The 20947-nt window shown below is 70.3% G+C and carries 22 protein-coding genes; 14 read left to right on the forward strand and 8 right to left on the reverse strand.

Translation table 11 applies throughout. The features are described from left to right. The coding region (locus AC31A1_RS22950; RefSeq protein ID WP_489655115.1) for an MFS transporter at window positions 1-579 on the forward strand (579 nt) is incomplete at its 5' end. A 160-nt stretch (window positions 580-739) separates the two neighbouring features. Further along, complete coding sequence (locus AC31A1_RS22955; RefSeq protein WP_489655116.1) at window positions 740-1555, forward strand: SAM-dependent methyltransferase; 816 nt, start codon at window positions 740-742, stop codon at window positions 1553-1555. Window positions 1556-1587: 32 nt separating this feature from the next. Here the strand turns inward: AC31A1_RS22955 and AC31A1_RS22960 are convergent, their stop codons facing one another. Beyond that, window positions 1588-2490, reverse strand: coding sequence for a helix-turn-helix domain-containing protein (locus AC31A1_RS22960; RefSeq protein ID WP_489655117.1), 903 nt, complete (start codon window positions 2488-2490; stop codon window positions 1588-1590). A gap of 334 nt (window positions 2491-2824) precedes the next feature. Here AC31A1_RS22960 and AC31A1_RS22965 point away from each other — a divergent pair, with 334 nt between their 5' ends. From AC31A1_RS22965 to AC31A1_RS22990, 6 genes are all read left to right on the forward strand, one after another. Further along, the gene (locus tag AC31A1_RS22965) at window positions 2825-3916 is read left to right on the forward strand and encodes a sugar ABC transporter substrate-binding protein (RefSeq protein WP_489655118.1); all 1092 of its coding nucleotides are present in this window, start codon (window positions 2825-2827) and stop codon (window positions 3914-3916) included. Between the two features lie 69 nt (window positions 3917-3985). Further along, window positions 3986-5080, forward strand: a complete 1095-nt coding sequence (locus AC31A1_RS22970) for a mandelate racemase/muconate lactonizing enzyme family protein (protein ID WP_489655119.1) — start codon at window positions 3986-3988, stop codon at window positions 5078-5080. Beyond that, window positions 5077-6141, forward strand: coding sequence for an ABC transporter permease (locus AC31A1_RS22975; RefSeq protein WP_489655120.1), 1065 nt, complete (start codon window positions 5077-5079; stop codon window positions 6139-6141). The genes AC31A1_RS22970 and AC31A1_RS22975 overlap by 4 nt, the downstream gene beginning before the upstream one ends. Beyond that, window positions 6138-7181: an ABC transporter permease gene (locus tag AC31A1_RS22980; protein ID WP_489655121.1), complete on the forward strand. Its 1044-nt coding sequence runs from the start codon at window positions 6138-6140 to the stop codon at window positions 7179-7181. The genes AC31A1_RS22975 and AC31A1_RS22980 overlap by 4 nt, the downstream gene beginning before the upstream one ends. Further along, window positions 7178-8704, forward strand: a complete 1527-nt coding sequence (locus AC31A1_RS22985) for a sugar ABC transporter ATP-binding protein (protein ID WP_489655122.1) — start codon at window positions 7178-7180, stop codon at window positions 8702-8704. Before AC31A1_RS22980 ends, AC31A1_RS22985 begins: the two co-directional genes overlap by 4 nt. Continuing rightward, complete coding sequence (locus AC31A1_RS22990) at window positions 8701-9024, forward strand: L-rhamnose mutarotase (RefSeq protein WP_489655123.1); 324 nt, start codon at window positions 8701-8703, stop codon at window positions 9022-9024. The genes AC31A1_RS22985 and AC31A1_RS22990 overlap by 4 nt, the downstream gene beginning before the upstream one ends. Before the next feature lie 44 nt (window positions 9025-9068). Here AC31A1_RS22990 and AC31A1_RS22995 read toward each other — a convergent pair whose 3' ends face one another. Together AC31A1_RS22995 and AC31A1_RS23000 are read right to left on the reverse strand one after the other, a co-directional pair. Beyond that, entirely contained in the window at window positions 9069-9797 is a 729-nt protein-coding gene (locus AC31A1_RS22995) for a GntR family transcriptional regulator (protein ID WP_489655124.1), read from the reverse strand. Between the two features lie 98 nt (window positions 9798-9895). Continuing rightward, a complete protein-coding gene (locus AC31A1_RS23000; protein WP_489655125.1) occupies window positions 9896-11470 on the reverse strand; it encodes an MFS transporter in 1575 nt (524 codons plus the stop codon). A gap of 184 nt (window positions 11471-11654) precedes the next feature. Between AC31A1_RS23000 and AC31A1_RS23005 the strand changes: the two genes are divergently transcribed. Both AC31A1_RS23005 and AC31A1_RS23010 read left to right on the forward strand, forming a co-directional pair. Further along, window positions 11655-12263, forward strand: coding sequence for a flavin reductase family protein (locus AC31A1_RS23005; protein ID WP_489655126.1), 609 nt, complete (start codon window positions 11655-11657; stop codon window positions 12261-12263). Window positions 12264-12374: 111 nt separating this feature from the next. After that, window positions 12375-13013: a TetR/AcrR family transcriptional regulator gene (locus AC31A1_RS23010; protein WP_489655127.1), complete on the forward strand. Its 639-nt coding sequence runs from the start codon at window positions 12375-12377 to the stop codon at window positions 13011-13013. Window positions 13014-13274: 261 nt separating this feature from the next. Here the strand turns inward: AC31A1_RS23010 and AC31A1_RS23015 are convergent, their stop codons facing one another. Continuing rightward, window positions 13275-14912, reverse strand: a complete 1638-nt coding sequence (locus tag AC31A1_RS23015; RefSeq protein ID WP_489655128.1) for an MFS transporter — start codon at window positions 14910-14912, stop codon at window positions 13275-13277. 179 nt (window positions 14913-15091) lie between these two features. After that, the gene (locus AC31A1_RS23020; RefSeq protein ID WP_489655129.1) at window positions 15092-15547 is read right to left on the reverse strand and encodes a MarR family winged helix-turn-helix transcriptional regulator; all 456 of its coding nucleotides are present in this window, start codon (window positions 15545-15547) and stop codon (window positions 15092-15094) included. 202 nt (window positions 15548-15749) lie between these two features. On the opposite strand from AC31A1_RS23020, the gene AC31A1_RS23025 reads away from it, so the two are divergent. After that, on the forward strand, window positions 15750-16718 hold the full coding sequence (locus tag AC31A1_RS23025) for an alpha/beta hydrolase (protein ID WP_489655130.1): 969 nt from the start codon (window positions 15750-15752) through the stop codon (window positions 16716-16718). A 63-nt stretch (window positions 16719-16781) separates the two neighbouring features. Then, the gene (locus tag AC31A1_RS23030) at window positions 16782-17522 is read left to right on the forward strand and encodes a maleylpyruvate isomerase family mycothiol-dependent enzyme (RefSeq protein ID WP_489655131.1); all 741 of its coding nucleotides are present in this window, start codon (window positions 16782-16784) and stop codon (window positions 17520-17522) included. A 44-nt stretch (window positions 17523-17566) separates the two neighbouring features. On the opposite strand, the gene AC31A1_RS23035 is transcribed toward AC31A1_RS23030, so the two are convergent. Beyond that, window positions 17567-17944, reverse strand: coding sequence for a MarR family winged helix-turn-helix transcriptional regulator (locus tag AC31A1_RS23035; RefSeq protein WP_393753514.1), 378 nt, complete (start codon window positions 17942-17944; stop codon window positions 17567-17569). Window positions 17945-18031: 87 nt separating this feature from the next. Between AC31A1_RS23035 and AC31A1_RS23040 the strand changes: the two genes are divergently transcribed. Together AC31A1_RS23040 and AC31A1_RS23045 are read left to right on the forward strand one after the other, a co-directional pair. Further along, window positions 18032-19534, forward strand: a complete 1503-nt coding sequence (locus tag AC31A1_RS23040) for an MFS transporter (RefSeq protein WP_489655132.1) — start codon at window positions 18032-18034, stop codon at window positions 19532-19534. 81 nt (window positions 19535-19615) lie between these two features. Continuing rightward, entirely contained in the window at window positions 19616-19900 is a 285-nt protein-coding gene (locus AC31A1_RS23045; protein WP_489655134.1) for a DUF6332 family protein, read from the forward strand. Here AC31A1_RS23045 and AC31A1_RS23050 read toward each other — a convergent pair. Both AC31A1_RS23050 and AC31A1_RS23055 read right to left on the reverse strand, forming a co-directional pair. After that, complete coding sequence (locus tag AC31A1_RS23050; protein WP_393753517.1) at window positions 19861-20526, reverse strand: response regulator transcription factor; 666 nt, start codon at window positions 20524-20526, stop codon at window positions 19861-19863. The two genes, AC31A1_RS23045 and AC31A1_RS23050, sit on opposite strands and share 40 nt — an antisense overlap. Beyond that, window positions 20523-20947, reverse strand: a 425-nt coding sequence (locus AC31A1_RS23055; RefSeq protein ID WP_489655133.1) for a sensor histidine kinase, incomplete at its 5' end; no start/stop codon positions are given. The genes AC31A1_RS23055 and AC31A1_RS23050, both read right to left, overlap by 4 nt.

Raw genomic sequence — 20947 nt, forward strand, 5'->3', positions numbered from 1 at the left:
AAGCAGGAGACCGCCCCCCGCCGCCTCGACACCCGCACCCGCGGCCTCGTCTTCACCTTCGGCCTGATCGCCCTCTGCACCGCCTTCGGCGAAGGCGCCCTGGCCGACTGGAGCGCCCTGCACCTGGAACAGGACCTCGACGCCACCGCCGGCGCCGCCGCCATCGGCTACTCCTGCTTCGCGCTCGCCATGACCGCCGGCCGGCTCACCGGCACCCGGCTCCTCGAACGCCTCGGCCGCACCCGCACCCTCGTGTCCGGCGGCACGACCGCCGCCCTCGGCATGCTGCTCGGCGCGCTCGCGCCCACCCTGTGGGCAGCCGTCCTCGGCTTCGTGATCACCGGACTCGGTCTCGCCAACCTCTTCCCCGTCGCCGTCGAACGCGCCGGCACCCTCGCCGGCCCCGACGGCGTCGCCATCGCCTCCACCCTCGGCTACGGCGGCATGCTCCTGGGACCGCCCGCCATCGGCTTCATGGCCGACTGGTACTCCCTCCCCGCCGCCCTCACCAGCGTGGCCGTACTCGCCGCCGTCGCCGCCCTCATCGGATTCCTCACCCGGCACGCCGCAGAGGGCTGATTCCACGTCACCGGGCGCAGCGAACCAGCCAACGAGCGGGCCGGTACGTGCAGTTGGGGCCGCCGAGGCACACGAGTCGCGCCACGGGGGAATAACGTGGGTCTCCACGGCCGATCTTCGACGGTTCCGTGGTTCTCACCGCGTACGCACAGGAGCTTCCATGACCGAAGCGGCAGACAACTCCGAGCAGGATCCGCTCGCCAGGTTCGACACCACCGTGCCGCAGTCGGCCCGGATCTGGAACTACTGGCTGGGCGGCAAGGACAACTACGAGGTGGACCGTGTCGCCGGTGACGCGTTCCGCGAGATCTTCCCCGGCATAGAGACCGGCGCCCGGGCCGCCCGGTACTTCCTCGCCCGCGCTGTCCGTCACCTGGCCGGCGAGGAGGGCATCCGGCAGTTCCTGGACATCGGCACCGGGCTGCCCAGCGTGGACAACACCCATGAGATAGCCCAGCGCGTGGCCCCCGAGTGCCGCATCGTCTACGTCGACAACGACCCGCTGGTGCTGGCCCACGCCCGCGCGCTGCTCACCAGCTCCCCGGAAGGCGTCACCAACTACGTCGACGCCGACCTGCGCGACCCGGTCACCATCGTCCGCGAGGCCGGCAAGACGCTCGACTTCGACAAGCCCGTCGCCCTCATGCTGATGGGCATCCTGGGCCACATCGAGGACTACGACGAGGCGCGCGCGATCGTACGGCGCCTGGTGGACGCCCTGCCCGCCGGCAGCTACCTCGTGCACTACGACAGCACCGACACCAGCGAGGCCTACGTCGACGCCATCCGCCAGTACAACGAGGGCGGTTCGATCCCGTACATCCTGCGCAGCCCCGAGCAGATCGCGGGCTTCTTCGAGGGCCTGGAACTGATCGAACCGGGCGTGGCCTCCTGCTCGCGCTGGCGTCCCGACGAGAGTGCCTGGGGCCTGCCGGCGGAGGTGCACCAGTACGGCGGTGTCGCCCTCAAGCGCTAGAACCCGCCCGGCAGTTCAAGTCTTCTGACGGATCACGTCTCCTGAAGGATGCGGTGCAGGATCGTCGGGGTCTCCTCCGGCGATTCCGCCTCCACCACCAGCCGGTTCATGACGTCCCAGTAGCACTCGATCTCGGTCGGCCGGTCGGGGTAGAGGGCGGTGACCCGCTGCTCCAGGTAGACCATGTCGGGCAACCGGCCCCCGGGCAGCCGCAGGATGGTCACCGGCCCGGCCTCCCCCGCGTGCCCGCCCGCGAGGAAGGGCATCACCTGGACGGTGACCTGCGGCAGCCGGCAGATCTCGATGAGATGCCTCAACTGGGCCCGCATCGTGCCGATTCCGCCCACCGGGCGTCGCAGCGCCGCCTCGTCGATCACGGCCCAGAGCTGTGCCGCCGGCCGCCGGCGCAGAATCCGCTGCCGTGTCATCCGCAGCTTGACCCGCCGGTCGAGTTCCGCCCCGCCGGCACCCGCGTGGGCGAGCCGGAGGGAGGCGCGCGCGTAGTCCGGGGTCTGCAACAGGTGGGGAACGCGCTGGACCTCGAAGCAGCGGACGAGGCTCGCCGCCTGTTCGGCCCCGAGGTAGGCCCGCGCCCACGTGGGCACCACATCGTTGAAGTGCTGCCACCAGGCTGGGGAGTTGGCCTCCTCGGCGAGGGCCAGCAGGGTGGCCCGCTCGGCCTCGTCCGTGACGCCGTAGAGCGTGAGCAGGTCGGCGACGTCGCGCGGTTTGAAGCGGTGACGGCCGGCCTCCAGGCGGCTGATCTTGGAGCGGGAGGCGCGAATGGCGTCACCCGAGGCCGCGCGGGAGATGTGCCGTTCCTCGCGCAGTTCGCGCAACCGCGCGCCCAGCACCAGCCGCGGCACCACGGGGCCGGCCGACAGCCCGTCCGGCGGCGCGGTCAAGACCTCGTCGGCACCCATGTCGGAACCCATGCGCAACTCCCTGCGGTGAACGGCCCTTGCACGCCCACGAGTTGCCCACCCGTGAACGCTGAAGCCAGTCATCCTAGGGGGCTGAGGGGCACACGATCTTCACGTCGCGGGGAGGATCTGCGCCTTTATGGCCAGGCCGACACGCGGACATTTCCTATATGATTTCGCACACAACCGGGCCACACGAGAAGCGCCGACGGGAGTCCTGAGAGTCGCAAACTCCCAACCCACCGCACCTGTTCGTGTCGCAAGCCTTGACGCGCCCGGCTTCCTCCCTCACGATCGCCGCATCGATTTCCTATCTGATTCCTATCTGAATCCGCAGGGGTGGGTCATGCGCTTCCCAACCAGATCTGTCCTGCCCGGAGTTGTCGCGGTCGCGCTGCTGGCGACGGGGACAGCGGCCTGTACCTACAAGAACTCCGGTGCGCAGTCGGGCGGTCAGGCCGCGCCGGCTGCCCGGACCGGCGCCGGAGCCGATCTCGTGGACGGCTCCAGGACCAAGGTCGCCCTCGTGCCCGGCGGCGCCCATCCGTACTTCCAGCCCTGGAAGACCGCGGGCGCCGCCGCGAAGAAGACGTACGGCCTCGGAGCCGTCGCCTTCGACGAGACGGCGGAGTGGGACCAGCAGAAGCAGAACAACCTGTTGTCGACGCTCGCGGCGCGCGGCTACAACGCGTTCGGGGTGTTCGGTGTCTCCCCCACCGACATCAACTCGACCTTCACGGACCTCAAGTCCCAGGGTTTCCCGGTGGCTTCGCTGGGTTCGTGCCCCGCGGGCGACAAGGACGAGGCCGACTTCTGTCTCTCCACGGACGTCCAACTCGCCGCCTACAAAGCCGCGAAGGCGGCGATCGCGGCCATGGGCGGCAAGGGCACCCTGGTCCACCTCACCGGCAACAACGTCGACGCCAACACCCAGTTGAGGATCAAGGGCGTCGCCCAGGCTGTGAAGGAGTCGGGCGGCAAGGTCAAGCTCCTGCAGACCATCACCGACGTCGACACGGACCTCCAGACCGCGCAGAAGGCGGTGTCCGACCTGATGGCGGCGAAGGGCGGTCAGATCACGGGCATTGTCGCGACCGCCTACAACCCGGCCGTCGCCGCGGCCGACGTCGTCAAGTCGTCCGGGTCAAAGGCGAAGGTCATCGCCATCGACGACGACGCCAAGATCCTCAGCGGCATCGAGCAGGGCACGGTCACCGCCACCGTCGTGCAGAACCCGGTCGGCCAGGCCGAGATCGGGATCTGGGCGCTGGCCCTGCTCCAGACGAAGCAGTGCACGGTGCGCTCTCCCGGGGTCGAGGTGGACTCGGGTTCGTTCGTCGTCACCAAGGCGAACGTCGCCGGCTACGACACCGCGCGGCAGGCGAAGACCGCCGAGCTGAAGAAGCAGTTCACCGACGAGATCCTCTCCTGCGCCTGACGGCCGGGCAGCGCTGATGACCGAGCACCGCTGATGGCCAACTCCCCCGACAGAAACCGGAATTGCTGAATGAGCAGCAGCATCGTCACGGCCGCGACCGCCAGGCTGGCCGACATCGCCGTCGAGCAGGACCGCACCGACGCGGTGCAGTCGTTCGTCAAACAGGAGACGGTCCTGGTCGACCTGGAGACGGCCGACGGCCTCGCGGGAACCGGCTACTCCTACACGATCGGCACCGGCGGCAGCTCCGTACTCGCCCTGCTGCGCGACCACTTGCTGCCCGCGCTCGTCGGACAGGACGCGCGCAACGTCGAGGCGCTGTGGCAGCGGCTGTTCGCGCTGACCCGGTCCACCACCACCGGAGCCATCACCTCGCTCGCCCTCGCCGCCGTGGACACCGCCCTGTGGGACGTGCGGTGCAAGCGTGCGGGCGAACCGCTGTGGCGACTGGCCGGCGGCCACCGCCAGGAGGTGCCGGTCTACGACACCGAGGGCGGCTGGCTCCATCTGAGCGCCGAGGAACTGGTGAAAAGTGCCCTGCGCGCCCAGGAGTTGGGGTGGGCGGGCGTCAAGATCAAGGTGGGCCGGCCGCATCCCGCCGAGGACGCGGAGCGCCTGCGCGCGGTCCGCGAGGCAGTCGGACCTTCCCTCCACATCATGACCGACGCCAACCAGTCCCAGACGGCGTCCTCCGTCCTGCGGCTCGCGGCCGCGCTGGAGCCGTACGACCCGTACTGGCTGGAGGAGCCGCTGCCCGCCGACGACATCAGCGGGCACGCGCGGCTCGCGGCGGCGACCCGCATCCCCGTCGCCGTGGGCGAGTCCATGTACTCCCTGATGCAGTTCCGCAGTTATCTGGAGTCTGGTGCCGCGTCCGTCGTGCAGGTCGACGCCGCGCGGATCGGTGGCATCACGCCGTGGCTGAAGGTCGCGCATCTGGCGGAGAGTCACAACGTCGCGGTCTGCCCGCACTTCCTGATGGAACTGCACGTGAGCCTCGCCGCCGCCGTGCCGAACGGCCAATACGTCGAGTACATACCGCAGTTGAGGGCGGTGACCCGCACCGAACTGACCATCCGGGACGGCATGGCCGTAGCCCCGGACGTACCCGGCATCGGCATCGACTGGGACTCCGACGCGCTGGACGACCGGAGGGTGGCATGACGACCTCGATCAGCCCGCCGGACACCGTCCCGGAGGAGCAGGCGGCCACGCACCGCATGCCGTTCTGGGTCAACCAGCGGCTCGGCCTGCTGGTCCTCGTCATCGCGCTCAGCGTTCTGTTCGGCGTGCTCCGACCGGCGTTCCTGGACCAGCAGTTGGTGCTCTTCCCGCTCCTGCGGGACACCGCCACACTGACCGTGGTCGCGCTCGCGCAGATGGTCGCCCTGTCCGTGGGCCACATGAACCTCGCGGTCGGCCGGATGGCCGCCTTCGGCGCCCTGTTCGCGGGCCTCGGCTACGACCGTCTCGGCGTCCCGATGCAGGTGGGGCTGCTGATGTGCCTGGCCGCCGGGGCGGCGATCGGCGCGGTCACCGGCTGGCTCATCGCCCGCACCGGAGTGAGCTCCTTCGTCGTCACCCTGGCCATGGACTTCGCCCTCCTGGGCCTGGTCTCCCTCCTCTACTCGTCCCTCACGGACGACGCAGCCTTCACCACCCACCCCTCCGGCATCGACGCCCTGCGCTCCTACTCCCTCGCCGACATCTGCGCGGGCCCCGTCTGCGGCTCCCCCGCCGTCCCGCAGATCGCCCAGTTCACCGTCCTCGCGATGCTCGCCCTCGGTTTCCTCTACGGCTGTACGCGCATCGGCCGGGAACTACTGCTCACCGGCGCCAATCCGGCCGCCGCGGAGCTGTCCGGCATCCCCACCGGCCACCGGGTCCTGCTCGCGCACACGCTCTCGGGGCTGCTCGCCGCGCTCGCCGGGTTCATGGCGGCGGCCGGTACAGGTACGTTCCGCGCCTCCATCGGCGACGACTTCATGCTGCCGTCCTTCCTGGGCGCGGTACTTGGCGGCACTCTGCTGACCGGCGGGGTGGTGTCCGTGCTGGGCACGCTGCTCGGCACCGCCCTGGTCGGTGTGATCCGCAAGGGTCTCGATCTGCTCGGCGTCGGGCTGGAGAGCCTGAACATCTATCTCGGCTGTGTCCTCCTGCTGGCCCTGTCGGCCGACCGGATCCGCACGGTGGTGTCCTATCGCAAGGTGGTGCGCTCCACATGAACCGCTTGAACGTGACGCTGGGTCAAGGGAGTTGGGGCGGCGAGGCGCTGCGCCGGTTCTCCCGTTCCACGGCGGCGATGCTGCTGTGCGTGGTCGTGGCGGGCTATGCGGCGCTGGGCGTCGCCTCGTCGGGCTCCTTCTTCGAGGGCCCGTCGGTGCGGGTCTTCCTCCAGTACCTGGCCACGCCCATCCTCATCGGGCTGGCCCAGATGGTGGCGCTGTGCGTGGGTCAACTCAACCTGGCCGTGGGTGCGTTGGGCGGCTTCACCGCCTGTCTGATGGGCGTTCTCATGGCCGACCACGGTGTGCCCGCCGGAGTCGCCGTGATCGTGGGCCTGTTGACGGCGACGGCCATCGGGCTGGCGACCGGTGTCGCCATCGTGGGCACCCAGATCAACGGGTTCATCGTCACCCTCGCGACGATGACGATCCTCCTGGGGGCGCAGTACCGGCTCACCGGCACCCGTACCGTCGACGGCTACTCCCGTACGCTGCGCGACTTCGGCACGGCGGCGCCGCTGAACATCCCCCTGGTCTTCGTCACCGCGCTCGTCGCGGCGGCGCTGCTGGCCGCGTTCATGTACCGCACGGTCGCGGGCCGAAGGCTCCTCGCGGCGGGCGGCAACCCGCTCGCGGCCCGGCTGTCCGGCATCTCCACGGATCGGCAGATCGTGGCCGCGCACACGCTGTCCGGGCTGCTGATCGGCGTGGCCGCCGTGACCGCCACGGCCTCGCTGCCCGGCGTCAACCGCAGCGTCGGCGGCGACTGGCTGCTGCCGAGCTTCGCCGCGCCGATCATCGGCGGCGTGGCCCTCACCGGCGGCTCAATCGCCGTACTGGGCACGGTCCTTGCGGCCTTCGTGACCCGGCTGATCGACGCCACACGAGCCCAGTTCTCGCTGGACCCGAGCTGGGTGAACCTCCTCATCGGCCTGGTCGTGCTCGGCACCGTCGCCGGTGGCCGGCTGCACCAGACGCGCCTGGAGAAGTCCGCGACGACCGACGGCGCCGTCCTGCCCCAGACCGGAGGTGCCCAGTGAGCGGCACGGTTCTTCTCGCATGCCAGGACCTGGTGAAGGTCTTCCCCGGCGTCCGGGCGCTGGACGGTGTGGGGCTACGGCTGACCGCCGGTTCCGTGCACGCGCTCCTCGGCGAGAACGGCGCCGGCAAGTCGACCCTCATCAAGGTCCTCACCGGCGTCCACTCCCCCGACGGCGGCAGCCTCACCTGGAACGGCCAACTGGTCAATCTGCGCTCACCGTTGGAGGCGACCCGCACCGGCATCGGTGTCGTCCACCAGGAACGCAATCTCATCCCGGGCTTCTCGGTGGCGGAGAACATCACCCTTCAGAATCCGCCCTCCCACCGCGGCCTGGTCGACCGCGAGGCCATGACCGCACCGGCGGTCGCGTGCCTCGCCGAACTCGGTGTCGACCTCGACCCGCAGCGGCCTGTGCGTGAACTCTCCGTGGCGCAACAGCAGTTGGTGGAGATAGCCAAGGCCCTCTACACCGAGAGCCGGGTCCTCCTGCTCGACGAACCGACCGCGTCCCTCTCCCCGCAGGAGACGGAACGCCTCTTCGAGGTGATCCGGCGACTGGCCGCCCGCGGTGCCTGTGTCGTCTTCGTCAGCCACAAGCTGGAGGAGGTCTTCGAGGTCTGCGACACGGTCACCGTGCTGCGCGACGGCAAGTCGGTCCTGGAGTCCTCGCCCCTGTCGGACCACACCCACGACGACATCGTCGGCCTCATGGTGGGCCGCGCCCACGCGGCGACGGAGATGCGCCCCCGCACGGTCGACCGCACCGCCACCCCAACTCTCGTGCTGGACAAGGTCTCCACGGCCGGCGGACACCGTGACATCAGCCTGGAGGTCCGGCCCGGCGAGATCGTCGGCCTGTACGGCTTGGTCGGCGCCGGGCGCAGCGAGCTGGTCAAGGCGGTGCTCGGTCTGGACCGGATCACGGGCGGCGAGGTCCGGGTGCACGGCAGCCCGGTCCGCATCACGTCACCCCGCCAGGCCCTGCACGAGTTCGGCATCGGGTACGTCACCGAGAACCGCAAGGAGGAGGGCGTCTTCCTTGAGCAGCCCATCGTCCGCAACATCACGGTGACGGTGTGGAAGCGGCTCGCCAAGGCGCTCGGGTTCGTCTCGGCGAGCGAGGAGCGGGACGTCGCGCGGGATCTCGTCGACCGGCTCGGCATCCGCGTCTCGGGGCTCGGGCAGAACGCCGGTGAACTCTCGGGCGGCAACCAGCAGAAGGTCAGCCTCGCCAAGTGGCTTGCCGCGGACACCAAGTTGCTGGTCATCGACGAGCCGACGGTGGGCGTCGACGTGCGCACCAAGCGCGCCTTCCACGAACTGATCTGGGACCTGGCCCGCGACGGCCTGCCCATCCTCCTCATCAGCAGCGACCTGGCGGAGATGGTCACCCTCGCCGACCGCATCGTCGTCATGACGGACCACCGCATCCGCGGCGAACTCGACAACGACCGCGACTACGACCGCATGAGCGGCCGGGTCATCCGCCTGATCCACGAGCGCGACGCGGTGCGCTCATGAGGCGCGTGGCCCAGGTCATCGCCGTACACCCGGAAAAGCTGGACGAATACCGGGAGTTGCACCGCGACGTGCCCCAGCCGGTGCTCGACCGCATCCGGCGCAGCCACATCTCCAACTACTCGATCCATCTGCTGGGCGACCGCCTGTTCAGCTATTTCGAGTACCACGGCGACGATCTCGCGGCGGACCTGGCCCTGATGGCCGAGGACCAGGCCACCCGGCGGTGGTGGGAACTCACCGCCCCGTGTCAGGTGCCCGTGCCGGAGGCTGCGCCCGGCGAATGGTGGGCCGCGACGGAGCAGGTGTTCCTCATGGAGTGAGCGGGGACAGGCCACCCCCCAACTCCGGCTTCAGCAGGGGTCGTTCAGGACCCGGGCCCCTCGCCGTCCTCGATCTGCCGCTCCAGGCTGCGCGTCAGGTGCTCCGCCATCGCCTCCGCCGCCCGCTCGGGGTTGCGGCGCAGCACCGCGCGGACGATCCGCTCGTGCTCGGCGACGGTCGGGCCCCAGGCGCCGACCACCTTGCTGAGCCGGAAGATGTGCAGATGCGCGTGGAGCCGTTCCACCGCGTCCGCCAGCAGCGGTCGGTGCGCGGCCTGTCCGATCGCCTCGTGGAAGCGCTGGTCGAGGGCGGCGAAGTCGCGGTACGACGCGTACCGTTCGTTCGGGCTCGGGTGGGCCTGCATCTCCTCGACGATCCGCTCAAGGCCGTCGAGTTGCGCTTCGGTCGCGTTGACGGCGGCCAGCGCGGCGGCCTTCGGCTCCAACAGCAGCCGCATTTCGAAGAGTTCGTCGAGACCCTGGCTGGTGAGCAGCTGCGTGGCCCGGTATCCGGAGAGCGCCCGCTTCACCACCAGACCGTCGGACTCCAGCCGGGCGAGCGCTTCCCGTACGGGAGTTGGCGAGACCTTGAGGGTGCGGGCGAGCGCTTCGATGCCGACGCGGGCGCCGGGGGCGATCTCGTGGTCCATGACCATCGCCTTGATGCGCTCGTACACGCTGTCCGACAGCGCCTGCCGGACGGGCGGCACGCTCCGCTCGTCACCCTCGCCCTCGTCCGGAACCCCGGCCGCGGAAGGACTGTGCGGCGGCATCCCGGCTCCCCCTCAAGGCACTTGGCGTTCCCGACAGTTTACCCAGGTAGACGGGTTGAGAGGGGCTCCCGCGGAACTTCGTCGTCGGGTTCCGCCCCTCACCCGGCCTCCGCGGCGACCGTCGCCGCTCCCCCGCTCTTCTCGGTCAGGTCGAGACTGCTGCGGAGGCTGACCGGCTTCAGCAGGATCGCGGCGATCACCGCGAGGAGGGCGGCGGCGGCCGAGAGGAGGAAGATCCGCGCGGTGGCGTCGCCGTAGGCGACACGGATGATCTCCTGTACGGCGGCGGGCTGCGCGGAGACATCCGTGGCGGTGCCCGTGGTCCGCAGGCCCGCCGAGACGAGTCCGTGCGCGATCTGGTCCTGGACGTGCCTCGCCAGTACGGCACCGAGGACGGAGACACCGATCGTGCCGCCGAGGGACCGGAAGAACGACACCGTGGAGCTGGCCGCGCCGATGTCCCTCAGCGGCACGGTGTTCTGCACGACGAGCACCAGGTTCTGCAGCGTCATGCCGACGCCCATCCCGACGCACAGCATCGCCACGCCCAGCAGCAGCATGGGTGTCCTGGAGTCGATGGTGCCGAGCACGGCGAACCCGACCGTGAGCAGGACGGCTCCGGTGATGATGAACGGCTTGATCTTCCCGGTCCGACTGATCAGCCGGCCCGCGACCGTGGAGGCGATGAGAATCCCGGCCATCATGGGAATCGTCAGCAGACCCGCCTCGGTCGGACTGTGCCCACGGCTGAGCTGGAAGTACTGGCTGAGGAACACCGCGGCGCCGAACATGGCCGTACCGACGGACAGGCTGCCTACGATCGCCAGCGCGGTCGTCCGCTGCCTCACGATGTGGAGCGGTACGACGGGTTCGGCGGCCCGCGACTCCACCCACACGGCCGCGCCGATCAGCACCAGCCCGCCGGTCACCATGACCCCGGTCTGCCACGAGACCCAGCCGAAGGAGTTGTCGACGAACGACACCCACACCAGCAGCACGCTGACACCCGAGGCGATCAACGTCGCCCCCAGGTAGTCGATCCTGACGTTCTCGCGCCGGAGGACGGGAAGGCTCAGCGTCCGCTGGAGCATGAACAGCGCTACGGCCGCGATCGGCACGCCGACGAAGAAGCACCAGCGCCACCCCAGCCACGAGGTGTCGACGATCACGCCGCCGAGCAGCGGTCCGCCGATGGTCGACGTGGCCGTGACGCTGCTCAAGTAGCCGCTGTAGCGGCCGCGTTCGCGGGGCGGGATCATCGCCGCGAGGGTGATCTGGACGAGCGCCTGCACACCGCCGACGCCGACACCCTGCAACGCCCGCGAGGCGATGAGCTGCCCCGCGGTCTGGCTGATCCCGGATGCCACGGCGCCCAGCACGAAGACGCCGATGGACACCTGCACGAGGGTCTTCTTGCTGAACAGGTCGGCGAGCTTGCCCCAGATCGGCGTCGTCGCCGTGGTGGTGAGGAGCGTCGCGGTGACGACCCACGTGTACTGCGTCTGCGACCCGTGCACCGCCCCGATGATCTTCGGCAGCGCGCTGGAGACGACCGTACTGCTGAGCGTGGAGACGAACAGCGCGAGGAGCAGCCCGCTGAGGGCCTTCAGCACCTTCCGGCGGGCCGCGGGGGATATGTCCGGCGGACTCGACTCGTTCACTGCCGTGCTCATACGCCGGACTCCAAGCACCCATTCGCTATACGCCGTGTATAGCGATATCGGTTCACCATACACGGCGTATAGCAGCGGGAAACAGAGCCTCCCGAGGAGCGAGCGAGACGTTCGTCCGCCCTCGCGCCGCGGTCATCGGCGGCCGGCGAACAGTCGCCTCACCGGCGTCTGGTATATCGCTGGTATGCGCACTGAATTCAACCCGGCCCAGATGGAACCGGTCGCGGTCTACCGCCTGCTCACCTCGACGGTCGTGCCGCGGCCGATCGCCTGGGTCTCGACGGTCTCGGCCGACGGCGTCGACAATCTCGCCCCGCACTCCTTCTTCACCGTGTCGTCGGCCGCGCCGCCCATCGTGCAGTTCACCTCGATCGGCCGTAAGGACTCGCTGCGCAATGTCGAGGCGACCGGGCAGTTCGTGGTCAACCTCGCCCCGGAGTCCCTCATCGACGAGGTGAACAAGACCGCCACGGACTTCCCGGAAGGCGTGAGCGAGTTCGACGCCGTGGGAGTCGAGCGCGAGGCGAGCACGCGGGTGAAGGCACCGCGCGTCGCCCGCTCCCCCGTGGCCCTGGAGTGCGAACTGCACAGCACGCTACGGCTGGGCAATTCCACCGTGGTCTTCGGCCGGGTGGTCCACCTCGCGATCGACGAAACCGTCCTGCACGACGGCCATCCCGAGGTCACCCGGCTGCGCCCCCTGGCACGTCTGGGCAAGGACGAGTGGAGCACCCTCGGCGAGGTTCTCGACCTGCGCCGCATCCGGTACGCCGACTGGCCCGAGTCGAGCTGAGAGAGCACCCCGAGTCGGCCCTTCAGTAAAGGACCAGGTCAGAGCCCCAATTCCCGGCAGATCACTCCGTACCCGGCGGCATATAGTCGCCCCATGCAAGAAACTGGGCGAATGGAGCCGACGCCGCCCCGCAGGAACCTGCGCGAAGAGCAGAAGCTCCTCACGCATCGCCGACTGCTCGACGCGGCCGTCACGGTCTTCACCGAGAAGCCGTTCCTCGATGCGCGGATGGAGGACATCGCCCAGGCGGCCGGGGTGACCCGGGCCACGGTCTACGCCCACTTCCCCGGCAAGGCCGAGATCGTCGACGCGCTGGTGGAGCGGGTCTACGGCGTGATGGGCGAGGCGTACGCCGACCTGGCCGCGCTTCCGCGCTGGACCCGGGCCGACATCCGCACCTGGCTGGACGAGGCCGCGACCCGCTGGCGCGAGATGGCGCCCGTCCGCCGCGTCGCCAACGCGGCGGCCCCGGCGGCGCTCCGCAGTCTCGGCGAGGGCCGGGTGCAGTACGTCGAGGCGCACGAGCGGTATGTCGCGATGCTGGTCGCTCCCCCGGAGCGCTGGCGAGGCGTCGACCCCGCGGAGGCCCGCCAGCGCGCGCTGATGGCCGTACTGCAGACCGAGTCGTTCTTCTCCGCGTGGATCGCCGTGGAGTGGCCGCTGGAGACCGCCGATCCCCTGTATCTGCTGGCCGACTCCCTGTGCCATCTCCTCGCGCCCGCGTTGGAGAACGACGGCGGCCTCACCTGATCGCGGGCGGCAGGTGTCGGCCAACGGGACGTACGGCAAGGGTAGTTACCCATCGGAACCCTACGGCCGATGGCCAACTACCCCTCAGACAGCTGTCGGCGGACTCCCTGTGCCTCCTCCTCGCACCCCGCATCAGAGAACGACGGCGGCCTCACCTGATCGCGGGCCGCGGGCGCCGGCCAACGGGACGTAGAGCAAGGGCAGTTGCCCATCGGAGTTACGCACCCGATGGGCAACTGCCCATGTGTCATGAGCCGTTGCTCAGCCGCCCCCGCCAACACCCGCTGCCCCGGCGGCAGGATGCACCGCCGCGACAGGCTCCCCTTCGCCGTGCGGTGCGCGGGCGTGGATGCCGATCGTGAGGAAGGCGACGGCCGCGGCCACCAGCATGCCGATGCCGCCGACCAGGGCGCAGGTGTGCAGCGCGTCCGTGAAGCTCGCTCCGTAGGCGGCCAGGGCCTGGCCGGTCGCCTCGCCGGTGTTGAGGTGGAGGAAGGCGCCCGCCTGGATGCCGGCGCCGTTGACCATGCCGATGACCTGGCCCTGGTCGGCCGGGGCGAGGCCGGACGCGGCGACGTGTGCGGGCAGGGTGGCGAGGGTGCGGTGGGTGAGGACGACGCCGAAGATGGCGGGGCCCAGGGCGCTGCCGATCTGGCGGAGGGCGCTGTTGGCGGCACCGGCGGTGCTGCCCAGGCGGCGCGGCAGGCTGTTCATGGCGATGGTGGTGATCGGGGCCATCGCCAGCGCGATGCCGATCCCCAACACGGCGATGACCAGGGCCGCTTCGCCGGTTCCGGTGGTGGCGTCGAAGAGGTTCACCAGGAGCGCCCCGATGCCGCCGACGAGCAGGCCGGTCACCAGCACGAGGCCGGGCGAGAACCGGTGCATCAGCCGGCCGACCACCGGACCGAGGACGACGGTGAAACCGTTGAGCGCGATCAGGCGTACCCCGATGTCCCACGTCGAGGCGTGATGGACCAGCCCGAAGTACTCGCTGAGCGAGAAGACCAGACCGACCTGCGCGAACAGGGTGAGCGCCATGACGAACGCGGCGCCGGAGAACGCCGAGGACTTGAACAGCCGCATGTCCAACATCGGGCAGCGCGACCGCAGTTCGACCAGGACGAAGGCCGGAAGGGCGAGCGCCGCCACGACGAACGCGGTGACGACCTCGGCCGAACCCCAGCCCGGGGCGCCGCCGCCCTCGATGACGCCGTAGACGATGGCGGTGATGGCGACGACGGCGAGGAGTTGGCCGGGGATGTCGAGGTGGCGTTCGCGGTCCGAGCGGGAGTCGGTCAGGGCGAAGGCGCCGACCAGGACCGTGACGGCGCCGATGGCCAGGGTGGGCAGGAAGATCCAGCGCCAGCTCGCGTGCTCCACGATCAGGCCGTTGAAGAGCGGGCCGAGGGTCAGGCCGAGGCCCAGGGCGGCCGTCCACAGGGCTATCGCGGCGCCCCGTTTGCGGTGGTCGGGGCAGACGTGGCTGATCAGGCCGAGGGTCGCGGGCAGCAGGGCGGCGGTGCCGACGCCGGTGAGCGCCTGGCCGACGCAGACCTGGACGACGCTGTGGCCGGTCAGAGCGACGAGGCAGCCGAGACAGGACAGCGTCAGGCCGATCAGGTACATCTTCTTGCGGCCGTAGAGGTCGCCGATGACACCGCAGGTCAGGAGCAGTGCGGCGGTCGGCAGGATGAACGCGTCGGTGATCCACTGGAGCCCGGTGGTGGACGCTTCGAGCGCCTGCTGGATCACCGGCAGCGCGACCGACACCCCGACGACCGGCAGGTAGGAGACGAAGACTCCCACACAGGCCAGGGCGATGGTGGCGGTGACGTTCCGGGACGGGCTCTCCGGCTGCGGGGCCGGCGGTGAGACTTGGGACACCTGGGTCGGCATGGCACCTCGCGCTTGATCGGCTTGAATCTCCATTGACGTAAGCCATTTCTTTTCGGGAAATCGCTTCGGACCGTATACAGGGATCCGGTCCAGGAGATGCCGTTGGGCCTGCAAGCTAAGGTGAACAGCGGCGACGACAAGACGCCTCGTCCAGCGGGAACGCGCAGGTGGCGGGCGGTTCAGCCGGCGGCGACGTTGGCGGTGATCAGCCGGAGGAGCTGCTTGGTCAGGGCGTCCTGAGCGGGCGTCAGGCCCATGGCGTCACCGATGGCGAGGGGCACGGCGGCGGCCTGCTCCCGCATCCGCTCCCCGGCGTCGGTGAGCCGGATGGCGACCGAGCGTTCGTCGTCGCGCCGGCGTTCGCGGCGCAGCAGACCGTTCGCCTCCAGCCGCTTCAGGAGCGGGGAGAGCGTGCTGGACTCCAGCTGGAGCGCGGCGCCCAGGTCCCGTACGGAGATCGAGTCCTGCTCCCAGAGGACGAGCATGACGAGGTACTGCGGGTAGGTCAGGCCGAGTTCGTCCAGCAGCGGCCGGTAGCGCGCGGTCACCGCGCGGGACGCCGCGTACAGCGCGAAGCACAACTGGTCGTCGAGGAGCAGCGATCCCTCGGCCGGTTCCGCGGCGGCTGGGCTCATGGTGCGACTCCTCGCTCCGGCGTCCGTGGCGTCTACGGCGCTCTTCAGGGCGATCACCACCTTATCGTTCAGGTCCAGCCGATTCTATCGAGCACGCTTTAGTTGTGCACGACTTAATTGCACGCTACTATCTTCCTCGTGCCGCACCACCGGCCGAGACCCGGCCGGAACCCGCCGCGGCACCCGATCCGAGGAGATCGCCATGACCGACAGCACCGCGCCCCGCCCCGTCCTCGAACCCGCCGCCCAGGCCTTCGTCGAGGCGACCGCGAACCCGCCGTACCTCTTCGACCTCGCCCCGGCGGAGGGCCGCAAGGCCGTCGACGAGGTCCAGTCCGGGGAGATCGCCAAGCCCGCCGTCGACGAGGAGTGGATCACCGTCTCCGGCGGCCCGACCGGCAGCGTCCGGGCCCGGATCGTCCGCCCGGCCGGCGTCACCGGCATGCTTCCCGTGATCATCTACATCCACGGCGCGGGCTGGGTGTTCGGCAACGCCCACACCCACGACCGCCTCGTGCGCGAACTCGCCGCGGGCGCGAACGCCGCCGTGGTCTTCCCCGAGTACGACCTCTCCCCCGAGGCCCGCTACCCGGTCGCCATCGAACAGAACTACGCCGTCGCCCAGTGGGCCGTCCACGAGGGTGCCACCAAGGACCTCGACCCCACCCGCATCGCCGTGGCCGGCGACTCCGTGGGCGGCAACATGACCGCCGCGCTGACCCTGATGGCCAAGGAGCGCGGCGACGTCCCGCTGCTCCAGCAGGTGCTGTTCTACCCGGTCACCGACGCGAACTTCGACACCGCCTCCTACGGCCAGTTCGCCACCGGCTACTTCCTGCGCCGCGACGGCATGCAGTGGTTCTGGGACCAGTACACGACCGACGAGGCCGAGCGCGCCCAGATCACGGCCTCCCCACTCCGGGCGACCACCGAGCAGCTCACCGGCCTGCCCCCGGCCCTCGTCATCACCGGCGAGGCCGACGTGCTGCGCGACGAGGGCGAGGCCTACGCCAACAAGCTGCGCCAGGCCCAAGTCCCCGTCACCGCCGTCCGCTTCCAGGGGATCATCCACGACTTCGTGATGCTCAACGCCCTGCGCGAGACGCACGCCGCCGAGGCCGCCATCACACTGGCCGTCACCGTCCTGCGCAAGGCGCTCGCCTCCGCCTGACGTACGAGCCGCCCTCCCTCGGTGACGCGCACGCCATCCCTGCGCTACGGCACACTCGGACGCATGGACACCGATGCGTTCGTGAGGACCCTGGACCGGGAGGGCGGCCTGCTGACCTCGGCCGCCGAGGAGGCGGGCGTCGACGCCGAGGTGCCGCCCTGTCCGGGGTGGCAGGTGCGGGATCTGCTGCGGCACACGGGGATGGTGCATCGCTGGGCGACCGCGTTCGTCGCCGAGGGGTACGCCGAATACCACCCCGACGGCGGCCTCCCGGACCTGGACGGCGCCGAGCTGGTGGCCTGGTTCCGGGCGGGGCACCGCTCCCTCGTGGACACCCTCTCCGCCGCCCCGCCCGACGTGGAGTGCTGGCAGTTCTTCGCGGCGCCGTCGCCGCTCGCGTTCTGGGCACGGCGGCAGGCGCACGAGACGACGGTGCACCGGATGGACGCCGAGGCGGCGCGCGGCGGGATGGCCGGCGAGATCGCCCCGGACTTCGCGGCCGACGGCATCGACGAGTTGCTGCGCGGCTTCCACGCTCGCCGCAAGAGCCGGGTCCGCAGCGAGGAACCCCGGGTGCTGAGGGTGCGGGCGACGGACGCGGACGGCGCCGTCTGGACCGTACGACTGTCCCAGGAACCGCCCGCCGCCGAGCGGGACGGCACCGGGAGCGCCGACTGCGAACTGGCCGGTCCTGCGGGGCAGTTGTATCGGGCACTGTGGAACCGGGGGCCGTTCCCGAGCGTGACCGGGGACGCGTCGGTCGCCGCGCTGTGGCGGGAGAAGTCCGCGGTCACCTGGAGCTGAGGGTTCGGGGGCCCGGAACTGACGGATCCGGAGCTGACGACCCGTCAGCCGGTCAGCATCTTCGTCAACACCGCGCGCTGCAACGGGAGTACCTCACCGTGCAGCGCGCGGCCCTTGTCCGTGAGGGTCACGCGGACGCCCCGCCGGTCCTCCGCGCACATGCCGCGCTCGACGAGGCCGTCCTTCTCCAGCCGGGCGATCAGACGGGACAGGGCGCTCTGACTGAGGTGGACACGCTCGGAGATCTCCTGGACGCGGAACGCGCAGGACTCGGCGGACAGCACGTCCAGGACCTCGAAGTCGCTGCCGCACAGGCCGTGTTGATGCAGAGCGCGGTCGAGTTCGCACTGGGTGCGGGCATGCAGCGCCAGCATCTCCCGCCACTGGTCCACGAGCGCCTGCTCGGCCTTCTTCGCCGCCATGACAGCGCACCGTAGCAGAGAAACGGGTTTGTTGCATCGGAATTAAATGCATTCGCATTCGATGCATGCGCATGTATTGTCTGCGGCATGACCTCTCCGCTCTCCCCTCCCGCGGCCCCGGCCTCGGCCTCGGCCTCGGCGGTCCGCTGGACCCCACGGCTGTGGGGCACCCTGCTGGTGCTCTGCGCCGCGATGTTCCTGGACGCGCTCGACGTGTCGATGGTCGGCGTCGCCCTGCCCTCCATCGGCTCCGAACTCGACCTCTCCACCTCGACGCTCCAATGGATCGTCAGCGGCTACATCCTCGGATACGGCGGCCTGCTCCTCCTCGGCGGCCGGACCGCCGACCTGCTCGGCAGGCGTCAGGTCTTCCTGGTCGCCCTGGGTGTCTTCGCGGTGGCCTCGCTGCTCGGCGGGCTCGTCGACTCGGGCCCGCTGCTGATCGCCAGCCGCTTCATCAAGGGCCTCAGCGCGGCCTTCACCGCACCGGCCGGCCTGTCGATCATCACGACGACCTTCGCCGAGGGCCCGCTGCGCAACCGCGCCCTGTCCATCTACACCACCTGCGCGGCCACCGGTTTCTCGATGGGCCTGGTCCTCTCCGGCCTGCTCACGGAGGCCAGTTGGCGCCTCACCATGCTGCTCCCCGCGCCCATCGCGCTGCTCGCCCTGCTCGCCGGCCTGAAGCTGCTGCCGCGCAGCGAACGCGAGAAGGACCACAACGGCTACGACGTCCCCGGCGCCGTCCTCGGCACCGCGTCGATGCTGCTGCTGGTGTTCACCGTCGTGCAGGCACCGGAGGCCGGCTGGGCGTCGGCCCGAACTCTCCTGTCCTTCCTGGCAGTTGCCGTCCTGCTGACCGTCTTCGTGTACGTCGAGCGGCGCTCCGCGGGACCGTTGATCCGGCTCGGGGTGCTGCGCTCCGGCAACCAGATCCGCGCCCAGCTCGGCGCGATGGCCCTCTTCGGGTCGTACGTCGGCTTCCAGTTCCTGGTCACGTTGTACATGCAGCAGCTGCTGGGCTGGTCGGCACTGCACACGGCGCTCGCGTTCCTGCCGGCCGGTGCGCTGGTGGCGGCGTCCTCGACGAAGATGGGCGCGATCGTCGACCGGTTCGGCACCCAGCGGCTGATCGTGGTGGGCTTCGCGCTGATGGTCGTGGGGTACGCCCTGTTCCTGCGGGTCAGCGTCGACCCCGGGTACGCGTCGGTCATCCTGCCGTCCATGCTGCTGATCGGCGCGGCCTTCGCGCTGGTCTTCCCCTCGCTCAACATCCAGGCCACCAACGGGGTCGACGACCACGAACAGGGCATGGTCTCCGGGCTGTTGAACACCTCGGTGCAGGTGGGCGGCGCGATCTTCCTGGCCGTCGTCACGGCCGTGGTCACCGCGCACGCACCCGCGCATGCCACTCCGCAGGCGGTGCTGGACAGTTACCGGCCGGGGTTGGTGGTGGTGACGTTCATCGCGCTGGCCGGGCTGCTGATCACGCTGCCGGGGTTGCGCACCCGTCGTGCCCAACAGTCCATCGTCGTCGCCAAGTCCACTGTGACGGAGGCGGAGGCGGAGCGAGTGGCGCTGCGCGATTGACACCAGGCCAAATTACGAGAACCGTGCGCCCGGCGGAGCCGATTGCTCCGCCGGGCGCACGCGTGTGAGACTTTCGGGATGATGACCGGGGGACGGCGTACGCAGGCCGAGCGGGAGGCGATGACCGTGGAGATCGGGTACGCGCTGGTCAGTGCGGCGTTCGTGGCGGCGGTGCTGTTCGGAGTGGTCGCCGGTCCGGCACTGCTCTTCGAACTGCCGGGCGCCGTCGAGACGTTGCTGGTGCGCGGGGCGCTCGTGCTCGCGCCGGTCGTGTTCTTCGTCCGGGTGGCGACCGTTCTGTACCGGTACCGGCAGAGTGGTGCCGGTCAGCCCAGCCAGCCGGGGCGTACCAACCCCGACTCGTAGGCCAGTACGACCAGTTGGGCCCTGTCCCGGGCGCCGAGCTTCACCATCGTGCGGCTGACGTGGGTCTTCGCGGTGAGGGGGCTGACGACCAGGCGGCGGGCGATCTCGTCGTTGGAGAGTCCGATGCCGACCAGGGCCATCACCTCCCGTTCCCGCTCGGTGAGTTGGGTGAGGGCGTCGGCGGTCGCGGGTTCCTTGGAACGGGCCGCGAACTCGGCGATCAGGCGACGGGTCACGCCCGGCGACAGCAACGCGTCGCCCTCGACCACCGCCCTTACCGCACGCAGGAGTTCGTCCGGTTCGGTGTCCTTGACCAGGAAGCCGGAGGCGCCGGAGCGGATCGCCTCGAAGACGTACTCGTCGAGTTCGAAGGTCGTCAGCATGACCACCTTCACGTCCTTGAGGGCGCTGTCCCCGGTGATCCGGCGGGTCGCGGCGAGGCCGTCGAGCAGCGGCATGCGGATGTCCATCAGGACGACGTCGGGGCGCAGTTCGCCCACCGTGCGCACGGCCTCCTCGCCGTCGGACGCCTCACCGGCCACCTCGATGTCCGGCTGCGCGTCCAGCAGCGCCTTGAAGCCGGCCCGGACCAGGGCCTGGTCGTCGGCGAGCAGCACGCGGATCACCGGTCGTCCTCCTTCGGCGTGACCTTCAACGGCAGTACGGCGAGCACCCGGAAGCCGCCGTCCGGGCGGGCGCCCGCCTCGATCGTGCCACCGAGCGCGGCGGCCCGCTCCCGCATTCCGGCCAGCCCGTTCCCGCTGCCCCCGGCGTCCGCGCCGGTCGCGGGCCCGTCGTCGTCGATGCGCAGCCGTAGCTCCCGGGGGTCGTGCTCGACGTGCACGCGCGCGTGCCGCGAACCGGAATGCCGTACGACATTGGTGAGTGCCTCCTGGACGATGCGGAAGGCGGCGAGGTCGGTGTTGGGCGGGAGGCGGGGCGGTGTTCCGTCGACCGCGACGGTGAGGCCGGCGCTCGCCGCCTGCTGCACCAGTTCGGGCAGCCGGTCGAGGCCGGGGGCCGGGGCGCGCGGGGCGTCGCCCGGGG

The sequence above is a fragment of the Streptomyces sp. P5F9 genome (genome assembly GCF_057961495.1).

What these genes read in the sequence shown, in the direction of transcription:
- AC31A1_RS23015 (WP_489655128.1), bottom strand. Translation starts at nt 14,912, where the DNA reads ATGCCGACCCAGGTGTCCCAAGTCTCACCGCCGGCCCCGCAGCCGGAG.
- AC31A1_RS22960 (WP_489655117.1), bottom strand. Translation starts at nt 2,490, where the DNA reads ATGGGTTCCGACATGGGTGCCGACGAGGTCTTGACCGCGCCGCCGGAC.
- AC31A1_RS23020 (WP_489655129.1), bottom strand. Translation starts at nt 15,547, where the DNA reads ATGAGCCCAGCCGCCGCGGAACCGGCCGAGGGATCGCTGCTCCTCGAC.
- AC31A1_RS22965 (WP_489655118.1), top strand. Translation starts at nt 2,825, where the DNA reads ATGCGCTTCCCAACCAGATCTGTCCTGCCCGGAGTTGTCGCGGTCGCG.
- AC31A1_RS23045 (WP_489655134.1), top strand. Translation starts at nt 19,616, where the DNA reads ATGACCGGGGGACGGCGTACGCAGGCCGAGCGGGAGGCGATGACCGTG.
- AC31A1_RS22970 (WP_489655119.1), top strand. Translation starts at nt 3,986, where the DNA reads ATGAGCAGCAGCATCGTCACGGCCGCGACCGCCAGGCTGGCCGACATC.
- AC31A1_RS23025 (WP_489655130.1), top strand. Translation starts at nt 15,750, where the DNA reads ATGACCGACAGCACCGCGCCCCGCCCCGTCCTCGAACCCGCCGCCCAG.
- AC31A1_RS22980 (WP_489655121.1), top strand. Translation starts at nt 6,138, where the DNA reads ATGAACCGCTTGAACGTGACGCTGGGTCAAGGGAGTTGGGGCGGCGAG.
- AC31A1_RS23005 (WP_489655126.1), top strand. Translation starts at nt 11,655, where the DNA reads ATGCGCACTGAATTCAACCCGGCCCAGATGGAACCGGTCGCGGTCTAC.
- AC31A1_RS23035 (WP_393753514.1), bottom strand. Translation starts at nt 17,944, where the DNA reads ATGGCGGCGAAGAAGGCCGAGCAGGCGCTCGTGGACCAGTGGCGGGAG.
- AC31A1_RS23030 (WP_489655131.1), top strand. Translation starts at nt 16,782, where the DNA reads ATGGACACCGATGCGTTCGTGAGGACCCTGGACCGGGAGGGCGGCCTG.
- AC31A1_RS23000 (WP_489655125.1), bottom strand. Translation starts at nt 11,470, where the DNA reads ATGAGCACGGCAGTGAACGAGTCGAGTCCGCCGGACATATCCCCCGCG.
- AC31A1_RS22995 (WP_489655124.1), bottom strand. Translation starts at nt 9,797, where the DNA reads ATGCCGCCGCACAGTCCTTCCGCGGCCGGGGTTCCGGACGAGGGCGAG.
- AC31A1_RS22975 (WP_489655120.1), top strand. Translation starts at nt 5,077, where the DNA reads ATGACGACCTCGATCAGCCCGCCGGACACCGTCCCGGAGGAGCAGGCG.
- AC31A1_RS22990 (WP_489655123.1), top strand. Translation starts at nt 8,701, where the DNA reads ATGAGGCGCGTGGCCCAGGTCATCGCCGTACACCCGGAAAAGCTGGAC.
- AC31A1_RS23040 (WP_489655132.1), top strand. Translation starts at nt 18,032, where the DNA reads ATGACCTCTCCGCTCTCCCCTCCCGCGGCCCCGGCCTCGGCCTCGGCC.
- AC31A1_RS22955 (WP_489655116.1), top strand. Translation starts at nt 740, where the DNA reads ATGACCGAAGCGGCAGACAACTCCGAGCAGGATCCGCTCGCCAGGTTC.
- AC31A1_RS23010 (WP_489655127.1), top strand. Translation starts at nt 12,375, where the DNA reads ATGGAGCCGACGCCGCCCCGCAGGAACCTGCGCGAAGAGCAGAAGCTC.